Raw genomic sequence first — 25,969 nt, 5'->3', positions numbered from 1 at the left:
CCCTCACACCCTATGGCCTGCGTCACCCCCGGCGTCGAGCCGGGTCACCCGTCGAGCATGTCCGAGGTGAGCGTCGCCTCGGTGCCGGGGATGCCCTCGTCGTCGGCCCGCTTGTCGGCCATCGCGAGGAGACGCCGGATGCGTCCGGCCACGGCGTCCTTGGTCATCGGGGGCTCGGCCCGCTGGCCCAGCTCCTCGAGCGAGGCCTCCTTGTGCTCGAGGCGCAGCTGGCCGGCCTCGCGCAGGTGGTCCGGGATGTCGTCCCCGAGGATCTCCAGGGCACGCTGCACCCTGGCCCCGGCGGCGACCGCGGCGCGGGCCGAACGACGCAGGTTGGCGTCGTCGAAGTTGGCCAGTCGGTTGGCGGTGGCCCGCACCTCGCGGCGCATGCGGCGCTCCTCCCACGCCATCATCGCGTCGTGGGCACCCAGACGGGTCAGCATGGCCGAGATGGCGTCGCCGTCGCGGATGACGACGCGGTCGACCCCGCGGACCTCGCGGGCCTTGGACTGGATGCCGAGGCGTCGGGCGGCACCGACGAGGGCCAGGGCCGCCTCCGGCCCCGGGCAGGTGATCTCCATCGAGGAGCTGCGGCCCGGCTCGGTGAGGGAGCCGTGGGCGAGGAAGGCACCGCGCCACGCCGACTCGGCGTCGCAGACCGACCCGCCGACGACCCGGGGCGGCAGACCGCGGACGGGACGGCCGTCGGCGTCCACGAGCCCGGTCTGGCGCGCGAGGGCCGGGCCTTCAGCCCCGACCTTGACGACGTAGCGGCTGCCCTTGCGCAGCCCGCCGGCGGCGATCACGGTCAGCTCGGAGGGGTAGCCGTAGAGCTCGGCGATGTTCTTGCGCAGACGTCGCGCCGTCTGGGCGGTGTCGACCTCGGCCTCGACGACGATCTGGCGGCTGACGATGTGCAGCCCCCCGGCGAATCGGAGCAGGCTGGCCACCTCTGCCTTGCGGCAGCAGGTCTTGGTCACCTCGAAACGGCTCAGCTCGTCCTTGACCTTGTCGGTCATCGCCATGTGTGGGTTCCTTCCCGGTTGTCGGCCGTGCGGGTCGCGCGCGCGCTCACGAGAGGATGTCACGATAGGCGGCCGCGAGACGCAGCGCATCGTGCTGCCCCGGACGATCCTGCTGGGCGAGCGGCATGGCGACCAGTTCCGCGCCCAGCATGCCGCAGGCCCACTCGAGGCGACTGCGGTCCTCGATCGTCCAGGGGTCGGCGAGCACGACGTCGAAGCGCAGGTCCGGCGCCATCGCGTGGAGCGTGCGGATGTGCTGCGTCGCGGAGAACCCCCGCGTCTCGGCGGTGTGCATCTCGAGGTTGAGCGTCAGGATCTTGGTCGCGGTCGTGCGGGTCAGCGCGTCCCGCAGGTCCGGCACGAGCAGGTGGGTCAGCACGGAGGTGTACCAGGAACCCGGCCCGAGGACGATGTGGTCGGCCGCGTCGACGGCCTCCACCGACTCGGGGCGGGCCGGTGGGTTGTCCGGCACGAGGGAGATCGACTCGACGAGACCGCGGGTGCGCGCGATCTCGACCTGTCCGCGCACCTCCTTCGTGGCCGTCGGCGCCGCCGGGTCCAGACCGCTGACGCGGGCGACGAGATCGAGCGGCACGGCGGCCATCGGCAGCACGCGTCCGCGCGAGGACAGCAGCCGCCCCACGAGGTCGAGCCCGGTCACCGGGTCCTCGTGCAGCTGCCAGAGCGCCACGATGAGCAGGTTGCCCAGGGCGTGCCCGGCGAGATCCCCCTCACCGGTGAACCGGTGCTGGAGCACGTCGCTCCACGTCTGGCCCCACTCGCTGTCGTCGCACAGCGCGGTGAGCGCCATCCGCAGGTCGCCCGGCGGCAGCACGTCGAAGTCCGTACGCAGGCGACCCGACGAGCCGCCGTTGTCGGCAACCGTGACGATGGCCGTCACCTGCTCGCACACGAGGCGAAGGGCGGACAGGCTGGCGGCGAGCCCGTGGCCACCGCCGAGGGCGACCACCTTGGCCGAGCGGAGGGCGTCGACCACGTCACTCCTGCCCGAGGTCACGGTGGACGACGAAGGTGGCGACGTCGTTCGACGAGAGCCGCGAGGCCAGCGCCTCGGCGAGGGCCACCGACCGGTGCTTACCCCCCGTGCAGCCCACGGCGAGGGTGACGTAGCGCCGGTTCTCGCGCAGGTACCCCGCGATGACCGGACGCAGCATGGTGTCGACGCCGTCGATGAACTCGCGCGCACCGGGCTGGCTGAGCACGAACTCGGCGACCTGGGCCTCCCGCCCGGTGTGCTGGCGCAGCTCGGGCACCCAGTGCGGGTTGGGCAGGAAGCGCATGTCGAGGACGAAGTCGGCGTCGAGCGGGACCCCGTACTTGAACCCGAAGGACAGCACCGCCATGCGCAACCGCTCCGAGGAGTCCTCGACGAAGAGCGGGCTGATCTTGCGGCTCAGCTGGTGGACGTTCAGGCCCGAGGTGTCGATGACCGTCTCGGCACTCGCCCGCACGCCCGCGAGGACCTCCCGCTCGCGGATGATCGCGTCGAGCAGCCGGCCCTTGCCCTGCAGCGGGTGCGGCCGGCGCACGCTCTCGAAGCGCCGCACGAGCGACTCGTTGGTCGCCTCGAGGAAGACGAGGTGGGTGGTCCACCCCCGCTCCCGCAGCATCGTGAGGGCCTGGGTCAGGGTGTCGAAACCCTGGGCGCGCACGTCGAGGACGATGCCGATGCGCACCGGGGGCTCGCTCGCGGCGATGTCCTCGCCCCGGCTCACCCCGAGACGCAGCAGCTCCGGGAGCAGGCTGACCGGCAGGTTGTCGATGACGTACCAGCCGTGGTCCTCCATGACGTTGCCGACCGTCGAGCGGCCGGCTCCGCTCATCCCGGTGACGACGACGACCTCCGGGACCCAGTCGCTCTCGGCCGCCGCGGCGGTGTCGGTCTCGTTCACTGGGTTCCTCCTGCGTCGTCGAGCACCTCACCGGTGGTGAGGTTCACGGCCGGCGTGGTCGTCGTCCCGGCCAACTCTGCCGCAATCCGCTCCGCGAGGGCAGGTCCGATCCCGGATGTGGTCGCCAGCTCCTCCGCCGACGCCGCCCGGATCCGCTTGACGGAGCCGAACCTGGCGAGCAGGGCGGCCCGGCGGGCCTCGCCGAGACCGGGGATGCCGTCGAGCGCGCTGCGTGTCATCGACTTGCTGCGCCGCTCACGGTGGAAGGTGTTGGCGAAGCGGTGCGCCTCGTCGCGCAGGCGTTGCAGGAGGTAGAGGGCCTCGCTCGTGCGGGCGAGGATCACGGGATGCTCGTCACCGGGGACCCAGACCTCCTCGAGCCGCTTGGCCAGGCCGACGACGGCGACGTCGTCGACGCCGAGCTCGTCGAGCACCTGCTGGGCGGCCGCGACCTGCGGGGCCCCGCCGTCGACGACGACGAGGTTGGGCGGGTAGGCGAAGCGGCGCACCTCACCGGTCTCGGGATCGGTCGCTTCGCGCTCGCGGTCCTTGAGGTGGCGGGCGAAGCGGCGCGAGAGGACCTCGTGCATGGCCGCGGTGTCATCGGTGCGTCCGTCGACGTCACCCCGGACGATGAAGCGCCGGTACTCCCCCTTGCGCACCAACCCGTCCTCGAAGACGACCATCGAGCCCACGACGTCGCTGCCCTGCACGTGGCTGATGTCGTAGCCCTCGATGCGGAGGGGCGCGTCGTCGAGGCCGAGCGCCTCCTGCAGCTCCTGCAGGGCCTGGCTGCGCGCCGTGAGGTCACCGGCCCGGGCCACCTTGTGCCGGGCGAGGGACTGCTCGGCGTTGCGGGCCACGGTCTCCATGAGTGCGCGCTTGTCGCCGCGCTGCGGGACACGCAGGTCCACGGAGCTGCCACGACGCTCGGTCAGCCAGGCCGCCACCTGCGCGGCGTCCGGGGGCACGACGGGGACGAGCACCTCACGGGGCACGGCTTCTCCCCCTTCGCCGCCGTAGACCTGCTGGAGGAGGTGCTCGACGACCTCCGGGAGGTCCTCGGCCGCCTTCTCCGCGACCCAGCCCCGCTGGCCCCGGATGCGGCCGCCACGGACGTGGAAGACCTGGATGGCGACCTCGAGCTCGTCGTCGGCCAGGGCGAAGACGTCGGCGTCGGTGCCGTCAGGCAGGACGACCGCGGACTTCTCGAGGGCCTTGGTGAGCGCCGCGACGTCGTCACGCAGGCGGGCGGCCTGCTCGAAGTCGAGCTCGGCGGCCGCCTCCTTCATCCGCCGCTCGAGCCGCCGCACGAACCGGGCGGTGTCCCCGGCGAGGAAGTCGCACAGCTCCAGCGCGAGCGCACGGTGCTCCTCCGGGGTGACGCGGCCGACGCACGGCGCCGAGCACTTGTCGATGTACCCGAGGAGGCAGGGGCGGCCGGACTGCTCGGCCCGCTTGAAGACGCCCTTGCTGCACGTGCGCACGGGGAAGACCCGCAGGAGCAGGTCGAGCGTCTCGCGGATCGCCCAGGCATGGGTGTACGGGCCGAAGTAGCGCGTGCCCTTGCGCTTGGCGCCGCGCAGCACCTGCGCGCGGGGGAACTCCTCGCCGAGGGTCACCGCGAGGTAGGGGTAGGACTTGTCGTCGCGGTACTTGACGTTGAAGCGGGGGTCGAACTCCTTGATCCACGCGTACTCGAGCTGGAGCGCCTCGACCTCGGTCGCGACGACGGTCCACTCGACCCGGGCGCCGGTGCGCACCATCCGCGAGGTGCGCGGGTGCAGCGCGGAGATGTCCTGGAAGTACGAGGAGAGCCGCGAGCGCAGGGACTTGGCCTTGCCGACGTAGATGACCCGCCCGTGCTCGTCGAGGAAGCGGTACACGCCCGGATCGGTCGGGATGGACCCCGGGGCGGGTCGGTAGGTCGCCGGATCTGCCACCCCCCGAGCCTATGAGACGGTCACGTCAGCGCCCTCGACGGTCGCCGTCCTCGCCGTGAGGCCGGTCGTCGCGGGCCCCTGCGTCACCGCCCCGGTCGCCGGGTCGAAGCGGCTGCCGTGGCACGGGCACTCGATGGCCTCGGCGGTCACGCCGGCCACCGCGCAACCCTGGTGCGGGCACCTGGCGTCGAAGGCCCTGAACTCGCCGGCGCTCGGCTGGGTGACGACGACGTCGTCACGCACGACGCCTCCCCCTTCGGGCACGTCGGCGACCGGGATGCTCACGCGACCCGTGCCCCCTCCGCCGGTCTCGCCGGCCGCGGAGCCGTCACCCCCGCAGGCGGCGAGCAGACCGGCACCACCGGTCGCGGCGAGGGACATGGCGGCGCGTCGCGTCGTGCTCATCTCAGAGCCCTTCCGAAGGGGGATCGGTCCGGCCCCCGATCCTGCCACCGGGGTCCGTGGGTCACCACGGTGATGACCACTTGGTAACGAGCGAGTCACGGTCTTGCGATGTGGGACACATCACGGCCTCCGCAGGCCTACATTCCCTGCACAGCCCGCAGCACCAGAGTTGCGCGCCGAGGCCGCACGGCCGCACATCCCAGCACCAGGAGGACACGTGATCAGGCGTTCCGTCATCTCAACGGGAGCGACGATGCTCGTCGCGACCATGGCCCTGTCGGCTTGCGGCACCCGCGGCGACAGCGGCGGCTCCGACGGCTCCGGCGACTCGGGCGGTGACAAGAAGGTCGTGAAGATCGGTGTCGTCGCGCCGTTGTCCGGCGACCTCTCCGCCCTGGGCCTCGGCATCCAGCACTCGGTCGAGCTCGCGGCCGACCAGGCGAACCAGTCCGGCGACCTCGGCGACTGGCAGATCGAGGTCGTCCCCGAGGACGACGAGGGCAAGCCCGAGGTCGGCAAGAACGCTGCCTCCAAGCTGGCCTCGGACAACGAGGTCATCGGCGTCGTCGGCACGCTGAACTCGTCCGTCGCCGGCCCGGTGCAGCCGATCCTCGACAAGGCGAAGATCACGATGGTCTCGCCCGCCAACACCAACCCGACGCTCACCCGCGGGGCCAAGCCGGAGGACTCCCCGGAGCGGGTCTACGCCAGCTACTTCCGCGTCTGCACCACCGACAGCATCCAGGGGCCCTTCGCCGCCCGGTACCTCTACGAGAAGGCCGGCATCAAGGAGATCGCGACCGTCCACGACAAGAAGACCTACGGCCAGGGTCTCGTCGAGGCCTTCACCAAGGAGTACGAGAAGCTCGGCGGCAAGGTCGTCGCCTCCGAGACGATCAACCCCGACGAGGACAAGTACGACGCCGTCGTCTCCTCCCTCAAGGCCAAGAAGCCCAAGGCCGTCTACTACGGCGGGGAGTACCCCCAGGGCGCACCCCTGAGCCAGCAGCTCAAGGCCGGCGGTCTCGACATCCCGCTCATGGGCGGTGACGGCATCTTCTCGCCGGAGTTCATCAAGCTCGCCGGCAAGGGCTCCGACGGCGACCTCGCCACCTCGGTCGGCGCCCCGACCGAGAGCCTGGACGCCGGCAAGAAGTTCCTGGAGGACTACGAGGCCGCCGGCTACAGCGACCCGGCCGAGGCCTACGGCGCCTACGCCTACGACGCGGGCCAGTCGATCATCGAGGCGATGAAGGTCTCGCTCAAGGACGCCTCCAGCGTGGAGGAGGCCCGCCAGGCCACCATCGACGCGATGAAGGACGTCTCCTTCGACGGCGTCACCGGCAAGGTGGCCTTCGACGAGTACGGCGACAACACCACGCGCGTCCTCACCGTGTACGAGGTCAAGAGCGGCAAGTGGACGGACGTGAACACCGAGGAGTTCAAGTGATGGACCTGATCTGACCGTCCCCGGTCAGGTCATCCGGTGGGGTGGGGACGCGGCTTCGCCTCCTCACCCCACCGCGGAGATCCCCCTTCGTCACATCCCCTCGACGCACGTGGTGGACGCACGACCTGCGTCCACGCCCCAGGAGGACACGTGGAACAAGTCGCCCAGCAGATCGTCAACGGTCTGACCATCGGGTCCCTGTACGCCCTGATCGCCGTCGGCTACACCGTCGTCTACGGCATCATCCAGCTCATCAACTTCGCGCACGGCGAGATCTTCATGATCGGCGCCTTCGGCGCGCTCTCGACCTCGCTGGTCCTCTTCCCCGGGCAGACGGCCCTGTGGACCCTGCCGCTCATCCTCCTCGGCGCCGTCGCGGCCTCGGTCCTCGTGGCGGTGCTCATGGAGCGCGTGGCCTACCGGCCGCTGCGCAACGCGCCCCGCCTGGCACCGCTCATCACGGCCATCGGCATCTCGGTCTTCCTGCAGGAGCTCGTCCGCGTCGGGTACAACGACCCGACGCTCTTCATCTCCTCGGTCAACCCCTTCGACTTCCCCTCCGCGAAGCAGAAGGTCGTCTTCCCCCAGGTCGACGGCATCTCCGGTGAGGCCTTCACCCTCGGCAACGTCACGCTGCAGCGGCCGGCGCTGTTCACGATCGCCTGCCTCGTCATCAGCGCCGTCGGGCTCTGGTACTACATCAACCGCACGCGCACGGGCCGCGCGATGCAGGCCGTCTCGCAGGACCCCGACACCGCGCGCCTCATGGGCATCAACGTCGACCGGATGATCGTCACGGCCTTCGCCGTCGGCGCCGCGCTCGCCGCCGTCGCCGGAGTCGCGTACGGCCTGCAGACGACCAACATCAACTTCAAGATGGGCTTCATCTACGGCCTGAAGGCCTTCACCGCTGCCGTGCTCGGGGGCATCGGCAACATCCAGGGCGCGGTCGTCGGTGGCCTCGTCCTGGGTGTCCTCGAGTCGATGGCCATCCAGTACCTGCCCGGCGGATCGCCGTGGAAGGACATCTGGGCCTTCTCGATCCTCATCCTCGTCCTCGTCTTCCGACCCCAAGGCATCATGGGTGCAAAGGTGGTGGACCGCGCATGAAGTCGCCGTCCCAGAACCCCCGTCTCGCAGCGCCGCTCGCGGTCGCCGGCTCCGTCCTGCTCATCGTCTCCGGTTTCCTGTCGTGGAGCTTCGAGCCCCTCTTCGGTGACATCTCCGTGCGCTTCTGGCCGGTCACCCTGCAGGTCTACGCGATCGTCATCGGCCTCGTCTCGCTCGTGCTGGCGCTCGTCGTGCTGGGTCCCCTGCGTCGGTGGGCCGAGCACATCGACGCCGGCCGCGGGCTGCGCACCATCGGCGTCACCGGCGCGATCTTCTCCGTGGTCTCGCTGGGAGCCATCTCCTTCGAGTCCGGTGGCCTGATCAACGCCAACGAAGGGGTGTGGGTCGCCGTCGTCGGCGGGCTGCTCGTCGCCGTCGCCGGCTTCATGACGCCCGAGCGCAAGGTCCTCGACCCGGCCGCGCTCGCGTTGCCCGCCTGGGTGGAGATCCTGACCATCGCGGCCCTGCTCGGCATCGCGCTCTACACGGCGCAGTACGCCCTGAAGCAGCAGGAGCCGTGGGTGCTCGTCCTGCTCGTCGGCATGCTCATCGGCGTGACGCTCACCTTCACGCGCTCGAACATGGCGGCGTGGATCGGTGGCGTGACCCTGCGCCACCGGCGCGTCTTCACGCTCGCGACCTTCGCGGTGGCGCTCGCCTTCCCCTTCACCCAGGGCGGCTCCGAGGGCAACCTGACGATCGCCGGCAATGTGCTGATCTTCGCGGCGACCGCGCTCGGCCTCAACATCGTCGTCGGCCTCGCCGGCCTCCTCGACCTCGGCTACATCGCCTTCCTCGGCGCCGGTGCCTACGTCGGGGCCACGATGTCGTACTCCGCCTTCGCGACGATCGGGTGGAAGCCCCCCTTCCTCGTCGTGATGCTCATCGGCGGTCTCGTCTCGAGCATCCTGGGTCTGATCATCGGCTCGCCGACCCTGCGCGTCTCCGGCGACTACCTCGCCATCGTCACGCTCGCCTTCGGTGAGATCTTCCGTCTGGCGATGTTCAACCTCGACGGCACCTCCGGCCCGCTCATCACGCGGGGGTCCAACGGCATCAACGCCATCCCGGACCTGGACTTCTTCGGGTTCAACTTCGGCGACACGCACACCATCCTCGGTATCGAGATCCCGCGTGCGGGCAACTACTACTTCGTGCTCATCGCGCTCATCGTCTTCGTGATCGTCGTCTTCACCCACCTGAACAACTCCCGCATCGGGCGCGGGTGGGTCGCGATCCGTGAGGACGAGCGCGCTGCCGAGGCCATGGGCGTCAACGTCTTCGGGCTCAAGCTGCTCGCCTTCGCCGGGGGCGCCTCGCTGGCCGGCATGGCCGGCACGGTCAAGGCCCACATGGACCAGGCGGTCTCCCCGGACAGCTACATCTTCCTCGAGTCCGCCTTCCTGCTCGCTGCCGTCGTCCTCGGCGGCATGGGCACGGTCGGCGGTGTGCTCATCGGCGCCGCGATCCTGAAGTTCCTCCCGGAGAAGCTGCGCTTCCTCGAGGACTACCGCCTCCTGATGTTCGGACTCGTGCTCGTCGTCATGATGCGCGTGCGTCCCGAGGGCCTCGTCGCCAGCAAGCGTCGCCAGCTGGAGTTCCACGAGGACGACGAGGACCTGGCCGAGACAGTGGTCATCAACGAGCTGGAGGCAGCCAAGTGAGCACCGCAACCACCACTCCCCCGACCGCGGAGTCGCAGGCAGCGCCGGGGGTCATCCTCGACGCCCGCAACGTCACGATGCGCTTCGGTGGTCTCGTCGCCGTCGACGACGTCTCGATGGACGTTCGCGAGGGTGAGATCGTCGGGCTCATCGGCCCCAACGGCGCCGGGAAGACGACCTTCTTCAACTGCCTCACCGGCATGTACAAGCCGACCGAGGGCGAGGTGGCGCTCTTCGGCACGCAGATCCCTCCGAAGCCGCGCGCCGTCGTCCGCGCAGGCATGGCACGCACCTTCCAGAACATCCGGCTCTTCGGCAACATGACCGCGCTGGAGAACGTCATGGTGGGTCGCTTCTGCCGGACCTCCTCGGGAGCCTTCACCTCGATCATCCGGGGCCCGAAGTTCCGTCGCGAGGAGCGCGAGACGACCGACCGTGCCCAGGAGCTGCTCGACTACGTCGGCCTCGGGCGCAGCGCGCACCTGCTCGCGCGCAACATGCCCTACGGCGACCAGCGTCGCCTCGAGATCGCGCGTGCCCTGGCAACCGATCCCAAGGTCCTGCTGCTCGACGAGCCGACGGCCGGCATGAACCCCAAGGAGACCGAGCAGGCCATGGAGCTGATCTTCAAGATCCGCGACTCGGGCCTGGCCGTCGTCGTCATCGAGCACGACATGCGGTTCATCTTCAACCTCTGCGACCGGGTGCTCTGCCTCGTGCGGGGCCAGGTGCTCGTCGAGGGCACGCCCGGGGAGGTCCAGTCCGATCCCCGCGTCATCGAGGCCTACATCGGCGTCGCGGACGACGAGGACGAGGAGGTGGCCGCACTCGACGTCGACACGACCTTCAGCGCGACCACGGACGAGGAGGAGGGCCGATGAGCGCGATGCTCGAGGTCGATGACCTAGAGGTCTCCTACGGCAAGATCGTCGCCGTGAAGGGGATCTCCTTCACCGTCGACGAGGGGGAGGTCGTCACCCTCATCGGTACCAACGGTGCGGGCAAGACGACCACCCTCCGCACCATCTCCGGCCTGCTGCGGCCGAGCAGCGGCGAGGTGCGCTTCAAGGGCCAGCGCATCGACCAGCTGCCCGCGCACCAGATCGTCACGCTGGGGCTGGCCCACTCGCCCGAGGGGCGGCGGATCTTCCCGAAGATGACCGTCGAGGAGAACCTGCGCCTGGGCGCCTTCGCCCGCCGCGACAGGGGCGTCGACAAGGACATCCAGGCCGCCTTCGAGCTCTTCCCGATCCTCGGGGAGCGCCGCTCGCAACCCGCCGGCACCTTCTCCGGCGGGGAGCAGCAGATGCTCGCCATGGGGCGCGCGATGCTCTCCCGGCCGAAGCTGCTCATGCTCGACGAGCCCTCGATGGGGCTCTCGCCGATCATGATGAAGCGGATCATGTCGACCGTGAAGACGCTCCAGGCGCAGGGCACGACGATCCTCCTCGTCGAGCAGAACGCGCGGGCGGCGCTCAAGCTGGCCAACCAGGGCTATGTCCTCGAGGTCGGCAAGATCGTCACCCAGGGCACCGGTGCGGAGCTGCTGACGAGCGACGAGGTCCGCAAGGCCTACCTCGGCGAGGACTGACCCCCGGCACGTCCGGACGGCGAGGGATGGGGCGGCCCCCACCCCTCGCCGTTCGCGTCAGCCCGCCTTCTTCGCACGGCGGGCCGCCGCGCTCGCCGCACTCGAGACGGACTTCTTGGCCGGCGCGGCCTTCTTCGCCGCGGTGACCTTCGTCCCCTTCGTGGCCGCGGTCCTGCGGGCCGCGGTCTTCTTCGCGGAGGCCGACTTCTTCGTGGCCGCTCCCTTCGCCGCGGGGGCCGGGTCGGCCTCGTCGACGACGAGCTCGCCGACGACCGGCGAGACCGACGAGGAGGCGAGCACCGGGGCGAGGAACTGCCCCGTGAAGGAGCGTGGCACGGCTGCGACCTGCTCCGGGCTGCCGCTCGCGACCACCTGGCCACCGCCCGACCCGCCCTCGGGACCCATGTCGACGACGTAGTCGGCGCACTTGATCACGTCGAGGTTGTGCTCGATGACCAGGACCGAGTTGCCCTTGTCGACCAGGCCCTGGAGCACGAGCAGCAGCTTGCGGATGTCCTCGAAGTGCAGGCCGGTCGTCGGCTCGTCGAGCACGTAGATCGTGCGCCCGTTGGACCGTTTCTGCAGCTCGGCCGCGAGCTTGACCCGCTGCGCCTCACCGCCCGAGAGGGTCGTCGCCGGCTGCCCGAGGCGCACGTAGCCCAGGCCGACAGCGTTGAGGGTCTTCATGTGGCGGGCGATCGCCGGGACGGCCGCGAAGAAGTCCTCGGCCTCCTCGATCGGCATGTCGAGGACCTCGGCGATGTTCTTGCCCTTGAAGTGCACCTCGAGGGTCTCCCGGTTGTACCGGGCGCCGTGGCAGACCTCGCACGGGACGTAGACGTCCGGCAGGAAGTTCATCTCGATCTTCAGCGTGCCGTCACCGGAGCACGCGTCGCAGCGCCCGCCCTTGACGTTGAAGGAGAACCGGCCCGGCTGGTACCCGCGCACCTTCGCCTCGCTCGTCTGGGCGAAGAGCTTGCGGACGTGGTCGAAGACCCCGGTGTACGTCGCCGGGTTGGACCGCGGCGTGCGACCGATGGGGCTCTGATCGACGTGCACGACCTTGTCGAGGTGCTCGAGGCCGGTCACCGTCTTGTGCCGACCCGGCACCCGGCGGGCGCCGTTGAGCTTGTTGGCCATGACGTTGTAGAGGATGTCGTTGACGAGGGTCGACTTGCCGGACCCGGACACGCCCGTCACCGCGACGAAGTTGCCCAGCGGGAAGCTGACGTCGATGCCGGCGAGGTTGTGCTCCTTGGCTCCCTTGACCGTGACCTCGCGCCCGGGGTCCTGCGGTCGGCGCACGGCCGGGACCGGGATCTCGAGGTCGCCGGAGAGGTAGCGGCCGGTCACCGAGCGCTCGCTCGTCAGCAGGTCGGCGAGCGGCCCGGAGTGGACGACATGACCGCCGTGCTCCCCCGCTCCCGGGCCGATGTCGACGACCCAGTCCGAGGCGGCGATGGTGTCCTCGTCGTGCTCGACGACGATCAGTGTGTTGCCGAGGTCGCGCAGCCGGGTCAGCGTCTCGATGAGCCGGTGGTTGTCGCGCTGGTGCAGACCGATGCTCGGCTCGTCGAGCACGTAGAGCACGCCCACCAGGCCCGAGCCGATCTGCGTGGCCAGCCGGATGCGTTGCGCCTCGCCACCGGAGAGCGTGCCCGCGGCCCGCGAGAGGGAGAGGTACTCCAGGCCCACGTCGAGGAGGAAGCCCAGCCGTGCGTTGATCTCCTTGATGACCTGCTCGGCGATCTGCCGCTCACGCTCGCTGAAGTCGACGGTGTCGAGGAACCCGGCCGCCTCGCGGATCGAGAGCGAGGAGACGTCGGCGATGCTCTGCCCACCGACGAGGACGGCGAGGGACTCCGGCTTCAGGCGGGTCCCCCGGCACGTCGGGCACGGGATCTCGCGCATGTACCCCTCGTACTTCTCCCGGCTCCAGTCCGACTCGGTCTCGGTGTGCCGGCGCTTGATGAAGGGGATGACCCCCTCGAAGCCGGTGCTGTAGGAGCGCTCCCGCCCGAAGCGGTTGCGGTACTTGACGTGCACCTTGTGGTTGCGTCCGTGCAGGAGCGCCTCGCGGGCGCGGCTCGGCAGCGCTCGCCACGGCGTGTCCATGTCGAAGCCGAGGTCGTCGCCGAGCGCCGACATCGTGCGCTGGAAGTACTGGGCCGACTGGGTCCCCTGCGCCCAGGGCGCGATGGCCCCCTCCGCGAGCGTCAGGTCGTCGTCGGGGACGACGAGCTCCGCGTCGACCTCGAGCTCCGTCCCCAGGCCCGTGCAGACCGGGCAGGCGCCGAAGGGGGAGTTGAAGGAGAAGGACCGCGGCTCGATCTCGTCGATGTTGAGCGGGTGGTCGTTGGGGCAGGCCATCGTCTCGGAGTAGCGGCGCTGACGCTGCGGGTCGTCCTCGTCGAGGTCGACGAAGTCGATGACGAGCACGCCCCCGGCGAGCCCGAGGGCGGTCTCCACGGAGTCGGTGACCCGTTGCTTCGCGGCCCGGTCCTCCTCCCCCTTCGCCACGAGGCGGTCGACGACGACGTCGATGGTGTGCTTGACCTGCTTCTCCAGCGTCGGCGGCTCCGCCAGCGAGACGACCTCCCCGTCCACGCGGGCCCGGCTGTAGCCCTTGGTACGCAGCTCGGAGAAGAGGTCGACGAACTCGCCCTTGCGGGCGCGCACGACCGGCGCCAGGACCTGGAAGCGGGTGCGCTCGGGCAGCTCGAGGAGCCGGTCGACGATCTGCTGCGGGCTCTGACGGGTGATCGCCTCGCCGCAGACCGGGCAGTGCGGCCGACCGACGCGGGCGAAGAGCAGACGCAGGTAGTCGTGGACCTCGGTGATCGTGCCGACGGTCGATCGGGGGTTGCGGTTCGTCGACTTCTGGTCGATGGACACCGCGGGCGACAGCCCCTCGATGAAGTCGACGTCCGGCTTGTCCATCTGCCCGAGGAACTGCCGCGCGTAGGCCGACAGGGACTCGACGTACCGGCGCTGCCCCTCGGCGAAGATCGTGTCGAAGGCCAGCGACGACTTGCCCGACCCCGACAGCCCGGTGAAGACCACCAGGGAGTCGCGTGGGATGTCGACATGGATGTTCTTGAGGTTGTGCTCGCGGGCCCCCTGGACGACGATCCGGTCGTGCAGGCGGGAGCCGGCGGCCTTGGCAACAGTCACGCACCCAACCTTAGGCGGGACCACCGACAGCGCTCTCCCCCCTTCGCCGGACGGGCCGAAGCAGGGCCTAGCCTGAGCGGATGACGACACCGATCGAGGACTATGCCGCCATCGGCGACACCGAGACCGCCGCCCTGGTGTCCAAGGGGGGCTCGGTCGACTGGCTCTGCCTGCCGCGCTTCGACTCCTCGTCGTGCTTCACCGCGCTGCTCGGCACCCCCGAGCACGGCCGGTGGCTCATCGGCCCGGTCGGCGAGGCGACGACGACCCGCGCCTACCGCGGCGACTCCTTCATCCTCGAGACCACGCACCGCACCGCCACCGGGGCGGTCAAGGTGACCGATCTCATGCCCCTCGGCGACGGGCGCGCGGACCTCGTCCGCGTCGTCGAGGGCCTCGAGGGCGAGGTCGAGATGCGCCAGGAGTGGGTCGTGCGCTTCGGCTACGGCCGGATCCGCCCGTGGGTGGCGCACTCCCCCGGTCACGAGCAGGACCGCGAGGTCATCACCGCCATCGCCGGCAACGACATGCTCGTCCTGCGCGGCTCCCGGCTGCCCGTGCCCGAGGGCGACCACCACCGCGACCGGTGGACCGTGCGCGCGGGCGAGCACTACAACTTCTCCACGACGTGGTTCGCCTCCTACAAGCCGATCCCCCCGCCGCTCGACATCCGCTCACGCATCGAGGCGACGTACCAGCGCTCGGCGCAGTGGGGTGCCCGCTGCACCTACGAGGGGCCGTACCAGGACGAGGTCGTGCGCTCGCTGCTCACCCTGCGCCTGCTCACCGACACGCGCCGGGGCGGCATCGTCGCAGCGGTCACCACGAGCCTGCCCGAGGACTTCGGCGGCGAGCGCAACTGGGACTACCGCTACTGCTGGCTGCGCGACGCCTCGCTCACCCTCGAGGCGCTGCTCAAGTCGGGCTACGTCGGCGCGGTCAAGCTGTGGCGGGACTGGCTCGTGCGCGCGATCGCCGGCGACCCGGAGGACATGCAGATCATGTACGCGGTCGACGGCGGGCGGGAGCTGCCGGAGCGCGAGCTCGACCACCTCCCCGGGTACGCGGGCAGCCGTCCCGTGCGCATCGGCAACGGTGCCGTCGACCAGAAGCAGACCGATGTCCTCGGCGAGGTGATGATCGCGCTCGAGGACGCCCGCGCCCAGGGCCTGACCGAGTCGCCCCAGTCGTGGGCCGTCCAGCGCGCCCTCGTCAACAACCTCGCCACGCACTGGCAGGACGCGGACAACGGCCTGTGGGAGATCCGCGGACCGCTGCGCCACTTCACCCACTCGCGGGTGATGGTGTGGGCCGCCTTCGACCGCGCCATCCGGGCGGTCGAGCTCCACGGGTACGAAGGGGAGGTCGAGACCTGGCGCGACCTGCGCGAGCGGGTGCGCGCGGACGTGCTCGAGCACGGGTGGGACGAGGACCGGCAGAGCTTCACCCAGCACTACGACACCACCGAGGTCGACGCCTCGCTGCTGCTCATCCCCATGGTCGGGTTCCTGCCCCCGGACGACCCTCGGGTCCTCGGGACGATCGCCGCCGTCGAGCGCGACCTCCTGCGCGACGGGTACCTCCTGCGCTACCGCACGGAGTCGGGCGTCGACGGCCTCGCCGGTGACGAGCACCCCTTCCTCGCCTGCTCCTGGTGGCTGGTGAGCGCCTACGCCCTCACCGGGCAGCTCGACAAGGGGCACGCCCTCATGGCCCGTCTGTGCGGGCTGCTCAACGACGTCGGCCTCGTCGCCGAGGAGTACGACGTCGGGGGCCGTCGGCAGGCGGGCAACTTCCCGCAGGCCTTCAGCCACCTCGCCCTGATCGGCGCCGCCTACGCGCTGCGTGATGCCGACGCCGCCGCGGCCCGTGGCGAGCACCCCAGGACGGACGACACAGCGACCCCCGTTCACCCCGTTGAAGGAGCGATCTCATGACCGACACCTACGACCCCGACGTCACCCCGGGCGGCCCCTGGTCCACCCGGGAGCTGGCCCACCTGACGATCCGCAAGCTCTCCGTGTCCGAGATGCACAACAACGTCTACCTGCTCACCTGCCGGGCGAGCGGTGCCCAGCTGCTCATCGACGCCGCCGACGAGGCCGACCGCATCCGCGAGCTCGTCGCCGCGGGCGGGACGGACCTCGGCCACCTCGTGACGACGCACCAGCACTGGGACCACGTCCGCGCCCTGGCGGAGATCACTGCGGAGTACTCCCCCGAGACGTACGCCGGCGAGGACGACGCCGACGCGCTGCCCCTGGCGCCGGACCACCGTCTGGCGCACGGGGACACGATCATCTTCGGCGAGGCCACGCTGGCCGTGACGCACCTTCGGGGGCACACCCCGGGGTCGGTGGCACTCGCGTACGACGACCCCGAGGGCCATGTCCACCTCTTCACCGGGGACAGCCTCTTCCCCGGCGGGGTGGGCAACACCAAGATGGAGGGCCAGAGCTTCGAGTCGCTGTACGCCGACGTCACCCAGCGGGTCTTCGACGTGTACGACGACGACACGTGGGTCTACCCCGGCCACGGCTCGGACACGACGCTCGGAAGGGAGCGGCCCCACCTCCAGGAGTGGCGCGAGCGGGGCTGGTGAGCGCCCGCCCGGTCAGTGCGTCGTCGCGACCTTGATGCCGAACCCGACCATCGCCGCACCCATGCCTGCCTCGATCCGGCGACGGGCCCTCGGTGCGGACAGGGCCACCCGGGCCCGCTCGGCGAGGACGACGAGACCGGTGAGCCAGAGCCCACCCAGGGCCACCAGGCTCAGCGCGTAGAGGGCGAGCACCGGCACCCCTGCCCCGTCGCCGACGAACTGGGGCAGCACCGCGAGGTTGAAGGCGAGCACCTTGGGGTTGGTGAAGTTGCACAGGAAGCCCAGGGCGAAGGACCTGCCCCGTCCACCGCGCCCCCCGTCCGACACCGTCCCCGGGGTCTCCGGGGCGAAGTCGCCCCGCCACGCCGTCCACAGCGCGTGCCCGCCCAGCCACAGCAGGTAGGCCGCCCCAACCCACTTGACCGTGAGGAAGAGCGGCTCGCTCGCCACGACGAGCGCACCGAGCCCGCCGGCGGCCAGCAGACCCTGCACGGCTCCCGCGGCGCTCACCCCGGCCACGGTCACCAGGCCCGTGCCACGACCCCGCACGAGGGCGGCCCGCAGGGTGAGGGCGGAGTCCGGACCGGGCGCGACGGTGATGACGAGCACCAGCGCGAGGAAGGACAGGTAGGTGGCCATGGGACCGAAGACTAGGGTGACGCCGTGAGTCGTGTCGATGCCGTCCCAGCGCCCTTCCTCGTCCTCGCGGGAGTGCTCTCGGTGCAGTTCGGCGGGGCGCTCGCGGCCACCCTCGTCCCGGAGATCGGCGCGGCCGGCTCGGTCATCCTGCGGCTCGGCTTCGCGACGGCGATCCTCCTGCTCGTCGCCCGGCCGCGCTGGCGCGGCCACACCCGCCGGGACTGGGCGACGGTCACGTGCTTCGGTGCCGCGCTCGGGATGATGAACTTCGCCTTCTACGGCTCGCTCGGTCACCTGCCGATCGGCGTCGCCGTGACCATCGAGTTCGTCGGGCCCCTGGCGCTCGCTGCCGTCCTCTCGCGCCGCCCGCGCGACCTCCTCGCGGTCGGCGCCGCGGGGGTCGGGGTCGTCCTGATCTCCCGGGCCCTGAGCATCCCCCTCGACGAGCTCGAGGGCACGGGCATCGCGCTCGCCCTCGCGGCGGGTGCCTGCTGGGCCGGGTACATCGTCTTCTCCGGCCGGACCGGAGCGGCCTTCCCCAAGCTGGAGGGGCTCGCCCTCGCCATGGTCGTCGCGACGCTCCTGGTCCTCCCCTTCGGCCTGCTCGACGTCGCCCGGCACGGGACCGGCGCCTGGGACGCCGAGGTGCTGCTCAAGGGGCTGGGCATCGCCGTCCTCTCGTCCGTCCTGCCCTACTCCCTCGAGCTCTTCGCCCTCCGACGGCTCGCGCCCGCGGTCTTCGGCATCCTGCTCAGCCTCGAGCCCGCCGTGGCGGCGCTCGCCGGGTTGCTCGTGCTCGGCCAGCGCCTCGACCCCGTGCAGCTCGGCGGGATGACGCTCGTGGTCCTGGCGAGCATCCTCGTCCTCGGCCTGGGTCAGCGCACCCCCGCCACCGAGCTGCCCGTCTGAGGAGATGACGAAGGGGGTCGGTCACCGCGGCGTGACCGACCCCCTTCGTCTGCCGGCTCAGTGGTCGGAGCCGATGCCCTCCTTGGCGTCCTTGTTGGACTTCCAGAGGCTGGCGACCGTCGTGACACCGAGGATGAGGACGATGGCGCCGAGGGAGAAGAGCGTGGAGATCTCCGGGACGCTCACGTGCTCGCCGCCGTTGATGAAGGGCAGCGTGTTCTCGTGGAGCGCGTGGAGGATGAGCTTGACGCCGATGAAGGCGAGCAGGACCGACAGGCCCAGGCTCATGTAGACGAGCTTCTTCAGCAGACCACCGATGAGGAAGTACAGCTGGCGCAGACCCATGAGCGCGAAGAGGTTCGCCGTGAGGACGATGTACGGCTCCTTGGTGAGGCCGTAGATCGCCGGGATCGAGTCCAGGGCGAAGAGCAGGTCGGTCATGCCGAGGGCGATGACGACGATGAAGAGAGGAGTCGCGACGCGCTTGCCGTTCTCCTTGGTGAAGAGCTTGGGGGCCCACTCGATCGTGCTCGGCACGGTCCGCTGGAACCACTTGATGACCGCGTTGGGCTCCCACTCGTCCTCCTCGTCGTGGCTCTCCGTGGCGAGGTTGAACGCGGTGTAGATGAGGAAGGCGCCGAAGATGTAGAAGACCCAGGCGAACTGGTTGATCGCGGCGGCGCCGACGAAGATGAAGATCGTCCGCAGGACGATCGCGATGATGATGCCCCACAGGAGCGCGGTCTGCTGGAAACGGGCCGGCACGCCGAACTTCGCCATGATGATGATGAAGATGAAGAGGTTGTCGACCGAGAGCGAGTACTCGGTCAACCACCCGGCGAAGAACTCGGTCCCGCGGTCACCCCCTTCCATCAACCACAGGCCGATGCCGAAGAGCACTGCCGCCGAGACGTAGATGCTGAGGATCGTCGCGACCTCGCGCGTGGAGGGGACGTGCGGGTTGCGGGCCACCCAGATGACGTCGAAGAGCAGCACCGCGGCGGCGACACCGAGCGTGAGGAGCCACGCCCAGGTCGGCACGTCCATGGTGCCGCCGCTCATGATCGACGGCTGGAGCGATGAGATGGTGGACAACGGGAACCTTCCGGACAGGGAACACAACGTCCGGAGGTCTCTCCCACCCCCGAGGGGGCCGATGACCCGGGTCGGCGGACCGACCGTGCTGACGAGCCAACGCTTGGGGGTACTCCCCTCCGCTCCCTCGAGTCTCTCACGACCCACCCCGGTCCGGCTGCAGGACTCTGCCCGGGCGCCCCCGGCTACCGGGTCGCGGCGGTCATCTGCCGCAGCTCCTTCTTCAGGTCCCCGATCTCGTCGCGCAGGCGCGCCGCGAGCTCGAAGTGCAGGTCGGTGGCCGCCTGGTGCATCTGGTCGGTGAGCTCCTGGATGAGTCGGGCCAGCTCGGTCGCCGGCAGGTCGCGGCCCCGCTCCGTGGTCTCGGCGCCCGCCTTGCCACCGCGACCCTTGCCGCGGGACTGGCTGCGACCGGAGCCGAGCAGCTCGTCGGTGTCCGCGTCCTCGCGGCGCAGCATGTCGGTGATGTCGGCGATCTTCTTGCGCAGCGGCTGGGGGTCCAGGCCGCGCTCACGGTTGTAGGCGATCTGCTTGACCCTGCGGCGGTGGGTCTCGTCGAGGGCCTCCTGCATCGAGGGGGTCACCTTGTCGGCGTACATGTGCACCTCGCCCGAGACATTGCGGGCGGCGCGACCGATCGTCTGGATGAGCGAGCGGGCGCTGCGCAGGAAGCCCTCCTTGTCGGCATCGAGGATGCTCACGAGCGAGACCTCGGGCAGGTCCAGGCCCTCCCGCAGCAGGTTGATGCCGACGAGGACGTCGAACTCGCCGAGCCGCAGCTCGCGCAGCAGCTCGACCCGTCGCAGGGTGTCGATGTCGGAGTGGAGGTAGCGCACCCGCACCCCCTTGTCGAGGAGGTAGTCGGTGAGGTCCTCGGCCATCTTCTTCGTCAGGGTCGTCACGAGGACCCGCTCGTCGCGGTCAGCGCGCTGACGGATCTCGTGCAGGAGGTCGTCGATCTGGCCCTTGGTCGGCTTCAGGACGACCTCGGGGTCGATGAGGCCGGTGGGGCGGATGACCTGCTCGACGTACCCGTCGGACTTGGCCAGCTCGTAGTCGCCGGGGGTCGCGGAGAGGTAGACGGTCTGCCCGATCCGCTCGAGGAACTCCTCCCACTTCAGCGGGCGGTTGTCCATCGCGCTCGGGAGCCGGAAGCCGTGCTCGACGAGGGTGCGCTTGCGGGAGGCGTCGCCCTCGTACATGGCCCCGATCTGGGGCACGGTCTGGTGCGACTCGTCGATGACGAGGAGGAAGTCCTCGGGGAAGTAGTCGAGCAGGCAGTTGGGCGCGGTGCCCGGCAGGCGGCCGTCGATGTGCATCGAGTAGTTCTCGATCCCGGCGCAGCTGCCGACCTGGCGCATCATCTCGATGTCGTAGGTCGTGCGCATCCGCAGTCGCTGGGCCTCGAGCATCTTGCCCTGGCGCTCCATGTCCGCCAGCGTCTGCTCGAGCTCGGTCTCGATGCCCGCGATGGCCCGCTCCATGCGCTCCGGCCCGGCGACGTAGTGGGTCGCCGGGAAGATGTGCATCTGCTGCTCCTCGCGCACCACCTCACCGGTGAGCGGGTGGAGGGTGTGGACGCGCTCGATCTCGTCGCCGAAGAACTCGATGCGCACGGCCAGCTCCTCGTACACCGGGATGATCTCGACCGTGTCGCCGCGCACGCGGAAGGTGCCGCGGGTGAAGGCCAGGTCGTTGCGGGTGTACTGCATCGTGACGAACTTGCGCAGCAGCTCGTCCCGGTCGATCTGGGTGCCGACCTCGAGGGTGACCATCCGGTCGACGTACTCCTGCGGCGTGCCGAGGCCGTAGATGCACGAGACCGAGGCGACGACGATGACGTCCCGGCGGGTGAGCAGGCTGTTGGTCGCGCTGTGGCGCAGACGTTCGACCTCCTCGTTGACCGAGGAGTCCTTCTCGATGTACGTGTCCGTCTGGGGCACGTAGGCCTCGGGCTGGAAGTAGTCGTAGTAGCTGACGAAGTACTCGACGGCGTTGTTGGGCAGCAGCTCGCGGAACTCGTTGGCCAGCTGCGCGGCGAGCGTCTTGTTGGGCGCCATGACGAGGGTCGGGCGCTGGACCTCCTCGATGAGCCAGGCGGTCGTCGCCGACTTGCCGGTGCCGGTGGCGCCGAGGAGGACGATGTCCTGCTCACCGGCCCGCACGCGCGTCGCGAGGTCGGCGATCGCGGTCGGCTGGTCACCGGCCGGCTCGAACTCCGAGATGACCTCGAAGGGAGCCACCGTACGTTGCAGATCGGTCACCGGGCGCATGACCACCACGGTATGTCACCCCACCGACAACCCTCAGAAGTCGACCGGGTGCTCGGGCAGGTCCGCCCGGGAGTGGCCGCTGCGGATGACCTTCCAGTGGCCACCCGGACCGCGACGCAGGGTCCACCGCCCGAGGCGCGCGATGGGCGCCAGCGCCATCACCATGCCGCGGACCGCGTCCTGCGCCTCGTCGTCCTCGGCGGCGTCGTGCCCTCCCGTCACGAGGAAGCGCAGGTGGATCTGGGGCTGCCCCCGCACGATCTCGACGGACCGGTCCTCGACGCGGTGCCCGAGCGCGAGCAGCTCCTCGGCACGCGGCAGGAGGCTCTGCGGCGGCACGCCCGGCGAGACTCCGTGCACGTCGACGGCGACGCGGTAGGACGGCACTCAGGCCCCCCGTGCCCCGGGCGACCACCCGGCCTCGCGGGCCCAGGCCTCGACCCGCCCGTGGGCGGCGGCGAACCACGGCTCCTTGGCGTCGGCGTACTCCCTGCGGGTCAGCCCCTCGGCCGCGAGGCGTTCCTTCTCCGCGCGGTAGTCCGCGCGCGCGGAGGGGTCCTCCCGCAACCAGTCGCGGAAGAGCAGCGCCCAGCGCCACCCCGACGAGCCCACCTCGCGCACGTGCACGTGGACCGGCACGGCCGGGTCGCTCCCCAGGTGGTACCGATTCGGCCAGGTGGCGGAGTCCCGCGAGGTGTCCAGCGGGGTGTCCTCGACGACGCCCTCGATCCGGGGCCATCCCCCTTCGACCATCGCCGCGAGGAAGGCGGCGGAGTCCGCGACGTCGAGCGAGGCCACCCCGACCTGCAGGTCGATGATCGGCTTGGCGTGCATCGGGACGGCTGTGGACCCGATGTGGTCGAGCGTCACCGCGAGGTCGCCGAGCCGGTGCCGCAGACGAGCGATCTCGCGCGCGGCCCGCCCCGCCCACGCCGGGTCGGGCTCGACGAGGACGAGCTCCTGCGGCGCGCGCACGGGGGTGAGCTCGGCGAGGTTGTCGGCGAAGGGGGCCAGCCGCGCCTCCCACAGCCGGTCCACCGCGGCGACGAGCTCCTCCGGGGACCCGTTGTTGTCGAGGAGGACGTCGGCGACCGCGCGCCGCTCCTCGTCGGTGGCCTGGGCGGCGATCCGCGAGCGGGCCTCGTCCTCGGGCATGCCCCGCGACCCGACGAGCCGCTGCACACGCACCTCCTCGTCGGTGTCGACGACGAGGACGAGGTGGTACTCCCCCGCCATCCCCTTCTCGACGAGCAGCGGCATGTCGTGCACGCCGATCGCCGTCCCGGCCGCCTCGGCGGCCGCGAAGCGCTCCGCGGTGCGCGCCCAGATCGCCGGGTGGGTGATGCCCTCGAGCGCGGCGAGGGCCTGCGGGTCACCGAAGACGACCCGCCCGAGCGCCGGACGGTCGAGCGCCCCCTCCACGTCGAAGACGCCGTCACCGAAGCGTTCCCGGACCCGCTCCAGCGCCGCCTCCCCCGGCTCGACGACCTCGCGGGCGATCCGGTCCGCGTCGACGACCACCGCACCGAGCTCGGCGAGCCGGGAGGAGACCGTCGACTTCCCGGAGCCGATCCCACCTGTGAGTCCGATGCGCAGCATGGGCCCGATCCTAGGCAAGACGAAGGGGGGCGCCGCACCGGATCGGTGCGACGCCCCCCCTCGTCGTCAGGAAGCGACCCGGGTCAGTTGCCCGTGAGCTTCTCGCGGAGCGCAGCCAGGGCCTCGTCCGAGGCGAGCGTGCCCTCGGACGTCGGCGCCGGGGCACCAGCGCTCGGCGCGCCCGAGCTGCTGCTGCTGCTGTCCGAGCTGTACGAGGTGGTGCTGACGGAGTCGGCACCGCCCTCGGCAGCGGCGGCGTCGTCCGCAGCGGCCTTCTCCATCTGGGCGCGGTGGGCCTCCCAGCGGGCGTGGGCGTCGGCGTACTGCTTCTCCCATGCCTCGCGCTGGGTGTCGTAGCCCTCGAGCCACTCGTTGGTCTCAGCGTCGAAGCCCTCGGGGTACTTGTAGTTGCCCTGCTCGTCGTACTCCGCGGCCATGCCGTAGAGGGTCGGGTCGAACTCGGTGAGGTTGGCGCCGTCCTCGTTGGCCTGCTTGAGGCTCAGCGAGATGCGGCGACGCTCCAGGTCGATGTCGATGACCTTGACGAAGATCTCCTGGCCGACGTTGACGACCTGCTCCGGCAGCTCCACGTGGCGCTCGGCCAGCTCGGAGATGTGGACCAGGCCCTCGATGCCGTCCTCGACGCGCACGAAGGCACCGAAGGGGACGAGCTTGGTGACCTTGCCCGGGACGACCTGACCGATCGCGTGGGTCCGGGCGAAGTGCTGCCACGGGTCCTCCTGCGTCGCCTTGAGCGACAGGGAGACGCGCTCGCGGTCCATGTCGACGTCCAGGACCTCGACCGTGACCTCGTCGCCGACCTCGACGACCTCGGAGGGGTGGTCGATGTGCTTCCAGGACAGCTCGGAGACGTGGACGAGACCGTCGACGCCACCCAGGTCCACGAAGGCACCGAAGTTGACGATCGAGGAGACGACGCCGGAGCGGACCTGCCCCTTCTGGAGCTCCTTGAGGAAGGTCGTGCGGACCTCGGACTGGGTCTGCTCGAGCCAGGCACGGCGGGACAGGACCACGTTGTTGCGGTTCTTGTCCAGCTCGATGATCTTGGCCTCGATCTCCTTGCCGACGTACGGCTGGAGGTCGCGGACGCGACGCATCTCCACGAGGGAGGCGGGGAGGAAGCCGCGCAGGCCGATGTCGAGGATGAGACCACCCTTGACGACCTCGATGACGGTGCCGGTGACGACGCCGTCCTCTTCCTTGATCTTCTCGATGGTGCCCCAGGCGCGCTCGTACTGCGCGCGCTTCTTGGACAGGATGAGTCGGCCTTCCTTGTCCTCCTTCTGGAGGACGAGGGCCTCGACGAGGTCGCCGACGGCGACGATCTCCGAGGGGTCGACGTCGTGCTTGATGGACAGCTCGCGCGAGGGGATGACACCCTCGGTCTTGTAGCCGATGTCGAGAAGCACCTCGTCGCGGTCGACCTTGACGATGTGACCCTCGACGATGTCGCCATCGTTGAAGTCCTTGATCGTGGCGTCGATGGCGGCGAGAAGATCTTCCTCAGAGCCGATGTCGTTGATGGCGATCTGAGGGGCGGTCGTGTCGACCGTGCTGGCAGTCATGTAGTAGGAACTCCGATTGTGGACAGTTGATCGTATGGAACGGGTGCGGTGCAGGCATCGCACCCGGGTGCCCTGGTGGACACAGCTGGGCACACAAGAGTGCCCTCCCATCGTAGTGCTCAGGCACGAGGGGGGCAAAACCCTTGCGTCGGCTAGCGTCCACCCCATGGACGAGGGCCCCGACGAGCACCCGGACGCCGTCAGCCGGCGCGAGAGCGACCAGGGCGAGACGGTCCGCGCCAACCGTGGGTGGTGGGACCGCGAGGCCACGGACTATCTCGCCGAGCACGGCGGGTTCCTCGGTGACGCCGACCTGGTCTGGGGCCCCGAGGGCTGGACCGAGGAGGACCTGCACGTCCTCGGACCGCGCGACCAGCTCGCCGGCCGGCGGGTCCTCGAGTTCGGCGGGGGCGCCGCCCAGGGGGCGCGCTGGTGCGCCGCGCAGGGCGCGCACGTCGTCTCCACCGACCTGTCCGCCGGCATGCTGGCCACCGCCCGCCTGCTCGACGCCCGGCACGACGGCCCCGCTCCCCTCCTCGCCCAGGCGGACGCGAGCCGGCTCCCCTTCGCCGACGCGAGCTTCGACATCGTCTTCTCCGCGTACGGGGCCACCCCCTTCGTCGCGGACTCCGCCGGGCTCATGCGCGAGCTCGCGCGCGTGCTGCGACCGGGCGGGACGCTCGCCTTCTCCACCTCGCACCCGATCCGGTGGGCCTTCCCCGATGTGCCGGGACCGGAGGGCCTGACCGCGACCGGGACGTACTTCGACGAGACCCCGTACGTCGAGACCACCGCCGGACGGGCCAGCTACGTCGAGCACCACCGCACGCTGGGGCACCGCATCGCCGAGCTCGTCGAGGCGGGTCTCCTCCTGCGCGCGCTCCTCGAGCCCGAGTGGCCACCGGACAACACCGAGACCTGGGGCGGCTGGTCGCCGCTGCGCGGCGAGCGCCTGCCCGGGACCGCGATCTTCGTCGCCACGACGTGAGCC

Annotated in this window: 21 protein-coding genes; 9 read left to right on the top strand and 12 right to left on the bottom strand. The window is 70.4% G+C overall.

Features of this window, described 5'->3' with window-relative positions; translation table 11 throughout:
• Nucleotides 1-44 precede the first annotated feature (44 nt).
• The 5 genes from whiA to ABC138_RS12065 are packed head-to-tail and all read right to left on the bottom strand — an operon-like array spanning nucleotide 45 to nucleotide 5,286.
• Nucleotides 45-1,025, bottom strand: coding sequence for a DNA-binding protein WhiA (whiA, locus tag ABC138_RS12085; RefSeq protein ID WP_345913815.1), 981 nt, complete (start codon nucleotides 1,023-1,025; stop codon nucleotides 45-47).
• A gap of 46 nt (nucleotides 1,026-1,071) precedes the next feature.
• Nucleotides 1,072-2,022, bottom strand: coding sequence for a uridine diphosphate-N-acetylglucosamine-binding protein YvcK (yvcK, locus tag ABC138_RS12080; protein ID WP_068323789.1), 951 nt, complete (start codon nucleotides 2,020-2,022; stop codon nucleotides 1,072-1,074).
• 1 nt (nucleotide 2,023) lies between these two features.
• Nucleotides 2,024-2,938, bottom strand: a complete 915-nt coding sequence (gene rapZ, locus ABC138_RS12075) for an RNase adapter RapZ (protein WP_068323786.1) — start codon at nucleotides 2,936-2,938, stop codon at nucleotides 2,024-2,026.
• Nucleotides 2,935-4,881 carry an excinuclease ABC subunit UvrC gene (gene uvrC, locus ABC138_RS12070; protein WP_345913813.1) on the bottom strand — a complete coding sequence of 649 codons (1,947 nt, stop codon included), beginning with the start codon at nucleotides 4,879-4,881 and terminating at the stop codon, nucleotides 2,935-2,937. Before uvrC ends, rapZ begins: the two co-directional genes overlap by 4 nt.
• A 9-nt stretch (nucleotides 4,882-4,890) precedes the next feature.
• Entirely contained in the window at nucleotides 4,891-5,286 is a 396-nt protein-coding gene (locus ABC138_RS12065; protein WP_345913812.1) for a Rieske (2Fe-2S) protein, read from the bottom strand.
• A 217-nt stretch (nucleotides 5,287-5,503) separates the two neighbouring features.
• On the opposite strand from ABC138_RS12065, the gene ABC138_RS12060 reads away from it, so the two are divergent.
• The 5 genes from ABC138_RS12060 to ABC138_RS12040 all read left to right on the top strand — a co-directional run bounded on the left by ABC138_RS12060 (nucleotide 5,504) and on the right by ABC138_RS12040 (nucleotide 11,101).
• The gene (locus ABC138_RS12060) at nucleotides 5,504-6,736 is read left to right on the top strand and encodes a branched-chain amino acid ABC transporter substrate-binding protein (protein ID WP_345913811.1); all 1,233 of its coding nucleotides are present in this window, start codon (nucleotides 5,504-5,506) and stop codon (nucleotides 6,734-6,736) included.
• 150 nt (nucleotides 6,737-6,886) lie between these two features.
• Nucleotides 6,887-7,846: a branched-chain amino acid ABC transporter permease gene (locus ABC138_RS12055; protein WP_068421295.1), complete on the top strand. Its 960-nt coding sequence runs from the start codon at nucleotides 6,887-6,889 to the stop codon at nucleotides 7,844-7,846.
• Nucleotides 7,843-9,510 carry a branched-chain amino acid ABC transporter permease gene (locus tag ABC138_RS12050; RefSeq protein ID WP_068323772.1) on the top strand — a complete coding sequence of 556 codons (1,668 nt, stop codon included), beginning with the start codon at nucleotides 7,843-7,845 and terminating at the stop codon, nucleotides 9,508-9,510. Before ABC138_RS12055 ends, ABC138_RS12050 begins: the two co-directional genes overlap by 4 nt.
• Complete coding sequence (locus ABC138_RS12045) at nucleotides 9,507-10,391, top strand: ABC transporter ATP-binding protein (protein WP_068323770.1); 885 nt, start codon at nucleotides 9,507-9,509, stop codon at nucleotides 10,389-10,391. Before ABC138_RS12050 ends, ABC138_RS12045 begins: the two co-directional genes overlap by 4 nt.
• Nucleotides 10,388-11,101 (top strand): ABC transporter ATP-binding protein, encoded by a 714-nt coding sequence (locus tag ABC138_RS12040; RefSeq protein ID WP_068323767.1) that lies wholly within the window; start codon nucleotides 10,388-10,390, stop codon nucleotides 11,099-11,101. Before ABC138_RS12045 ends, ABC138_RS12040 begins: the two co-directional genes overlap by 4 nt.
• 57 nt (nucleotides 11,102-11,158) lie before the next feature.
• On the opposite strand, the gene uvrA is transcribed toward ABC138_RS12040, so the two are convergent.
• A complete protein-coding gene (gene uvrA / locus ABC138_RS12035) occupies nucleotides 11,159-14,275 on the bottom strand; it encodes an excinuclease ABC subunit UvrA (RefSeq protein WP_345913810.1) in 3,117 nt (1,038 codons plus the stop codon).
• Between the two features lie 80 nt (nucleotides 14,276-14,355).
• On the opposite strand from uvrA, the gene ABC138_RS12030 reads away from it, so the two are divergent.
• Together ABC138_RS12030 and ABC138_RS12025 are read left to right on the top strand one after the other, a co-directional pair.
• Complete coding sequence (locus ABC138_RS12030) at nucleotides 14,356-16,212, top strand: glycoside hydrolase family 15 protein (RefSeq protein WP_068421284.1); 1,857 nt, start codon at nucleotides 14,356-14,358, stop codon at nucleotides 16,210-16,212.
• Nucleotides 16,209-16,877, top strand: a complete 669-nt coding sequence (locus ABC138_RS12025; protein ID WP_345913809.1) for an MBL fold metallo-hydrolase — start codon at nucleotides 16,209-16,211, stop codon at nucleotides 16,875-16,877. The genes ABC138_RS12030 and ABC138_RS12025 overlap by 4 nt, the downstream gene beginning before the upstream one ends.
• Before the next feature lie 12 nt (nucleotides 16,878-16,889).
• Here the strand turns inward: ABC138_RS12025 and ABC138_RS12020 are convergent, their stop codons facing one another.
• On the bottom strand, nucleotides 16,890-17,516 hold the full coding sequence (locus ABC138_RS12020) for a LysE family translocator (protein ID WP_345913808.1): 627 nt from the start codon (nucleotides 17,514-17,516) through the stop codon (nucleotides 16,890-16,892).
• A gap of 24 nt (nucleotides 17,517-17,540) precedes the next feature.
• Here ABC138_RS12020 and ABC138_RS12015 point away from each other — a divergent pair, with 24 nt between their 5' ends.
• Nucleotides 17,541-18,425 (top strand): EamA family transporter, encoded by an 885-nt coding sequence (locus ABC138_RS12015; RefSeq protein WP_068323749.1) that lies wholly within the window; start codon nucleotides 17,541-17,543, stop codon nucleotides 18,423-18,425.
• Nucleotides 18,426-18,482: 57 nt separating this feature from the next.
• Here ABC138_RS12015 and ABC138_RS12010 read toward each other — a convergent pair whose 3' ends face one another.
• The 5 genes from ABC138_RS12010 to rpsA all read right to left on the bottom strand — a co-directional run bounded on the left by ABC138_RS12010 (nucleotide 18,483) and on the right by rpsA (nucleotide 24,978).
• Nucleotides 18,483-19,472: a TerC family protein gene (locus tag ABC138_RS12010; RefSeq protein ID WP_345913837.1), complete on the bottom strand. Its 990-nt coding sequence runs from the start codon at nucleotides 19,470-19,472 to the stop codon at nucleotides 18,483-18,485.
• A gap of 233 nt (nucleotides 19,473-19,705) precedes the next feature.
• On the bottom strand, nucleotides 19,706-21,793 hold the full coding sequence (gene uvrB / locus ABC138_RS12005) for an excinuclease ABC subunit UvrB (protein ID WP_068421356.1): 2,088 nt from the start codon (nucleotides 21,791-21,793) through the stop codon (nucleotides 19,706-19,708).
• Between the two features lie 33 nt (nucleotides 21,794-21,826).
• Nucleotides 21,827-22,180 carry a hypothetical protein gene (locus ABC138_RS12000; RefSeq protein ID WP_068323745.1) on the bottom strand — a complete coding sequence of 118 codons (354 nt, stop codon included), beginning with the start codon at nucleotides 22,178-22,180 and terminating at the stop codon, nucleotides 21,827-21,829.
• Nucleotides 22,181-23,392, bottom strand: coding sequence for a dephospho-CoA kinase (gene coaE / locus ABC138_RS11995; RefSeq protein ID WP_345913807.1), 1,212 nt, complete (start codon nucleotides 23,390-23,392; stop codon nucleotides 22,181-22,183).
• A gap of 83 nt (nucleotides 23,393-23,475) precedes the next feature.
• Nucleotides 23,476-24,978 (bottom strand): 30S ribosomal protein S1, encoded by a 1,503-nt coding sequence (gene rpsA, locus ABC138_RS11990; RefSeq protein WP_068323743.1) that lies wholly within the window; start codon nucleotides 24,976-24,978, stop codon nucleotides 23,476-23,478.
• Nucleotides 24,979-25,144: 166 nt separating this feature from the next.
• On the opposite strand from rpsA, the gene ABC138_RS11985 reads away from it, so the two are divergent.
• A complete protein-coding gene (locus tag ABC138_RS11985) occupies nucleotides 25,145-25,966 on the top strand; it encodes a class I SAM-dependent methyltransferase (RefSeq protein ID WP_345913806.1) in 822 nt (273 codons plus the stop codon).
• The last annotated feature ends 3 nt before the right edge of the window (nucleotides 25,967-25,969 follow it).

It is taken from the genome of Janibacter sp. LM, assembly GCF_039631275.1.
GTDB classification, from domain to species: Bacteria; Actinomycetota; Actinomycetes; order Actinomycetales; family Dermatophilaceae; genus Janibacter; species Janibacter terrae.
This window is presented reverse-complemented; position numbering and strand designations above follow the sequence as displayed.

Excerpts from the sequence above, each read along its gene's own strand:
- ABC138_RS11985 (WP_345913806.1), top strand. The coding sequence starts at position 25,145 with ATGGACGAGGGCCCCGACGAGCACCCGGACGCCGTCAGCCGGCGCGAG.
- uvrB (WP_068421356.1), bottom strand. The coding sequence starts at position 21,793 with ATGCGCCCGGTGACCGATCTGCAACGTACGGTGGCTCCCTTCGAGGTC.
- whiA (WP_345913815.1), bottom strand. The coding sequence starts at position 1,025 with ATGGCGATGACCGACAAGGTCAAGGACGAGCTGAGCCGTTTCGAGGTG.
- ABC138_RS12010 (WP_345913837.1), bottom strand. The coding sequence starts at position 19,472 with ATGGACGTGCCGACCTGGGCGTGGCTCCTCACGCTCGGTGTCGCCGCC.
- rpsA (WP_068323743.1), bottom strand. The coding sequence starts at position 24,978 with ATGACTGCCAGCACGGTCGACACGACCGCCCCTCAGATCGCCATCAAC.
- ABC138_RS12050 (WP_068323772.1), top strand. The coding sequence starts at position 7,843 with ATGAAGTCGCCGTCCCAGAACCCCCGTCTCGCAGCGCCGCTCGCGGTC.
- ABC138_RS12020 (WP_345913808.1), bottom strand. The coding sequence starts at position 17,516 with ATGGCCACCTACCTGTCCTTCCTCGCGCTGGTGCTCGTCATCACCGTC.
- coaE (WP_345913807.1), bottom strand. The coding sequence starts at position 23,392 with ATGCTGCGCATCGGACTCACAGGTGGGATCGGCTCCGGGAAGTCGACG.
- ABC138_RS12065 (WP_345913812.1), bottom strand. The coding sequence starts at position 5,286 with ATGAGCACGACGCGACGCGCCGCCATGTCCCTCGCCGCGACCGGTGGT.
- ABC138_RS12025 (WP_345913809.1), top strand. The coding sequence starts at position 16,209 with ATGACCGACACCTACGACCCCGACGTCACCCCGGGCGGCCCCTGGTCC.
- ABC138_RS12030 (WP_068421284.1), top strand. The coding sequence starts at position 14,356 with ATGACGACACCGATCGAGGACTATGCCGCCATCGGCGACACCGAGACC.
- ABC138_RS12040 (WP_068323767.1), top strand. The coding sequence starts at position 10,388 with ATGAGCGCGATGCTCGAGGTCGATGACCTAGAGGTCTCCTACGGCAAG.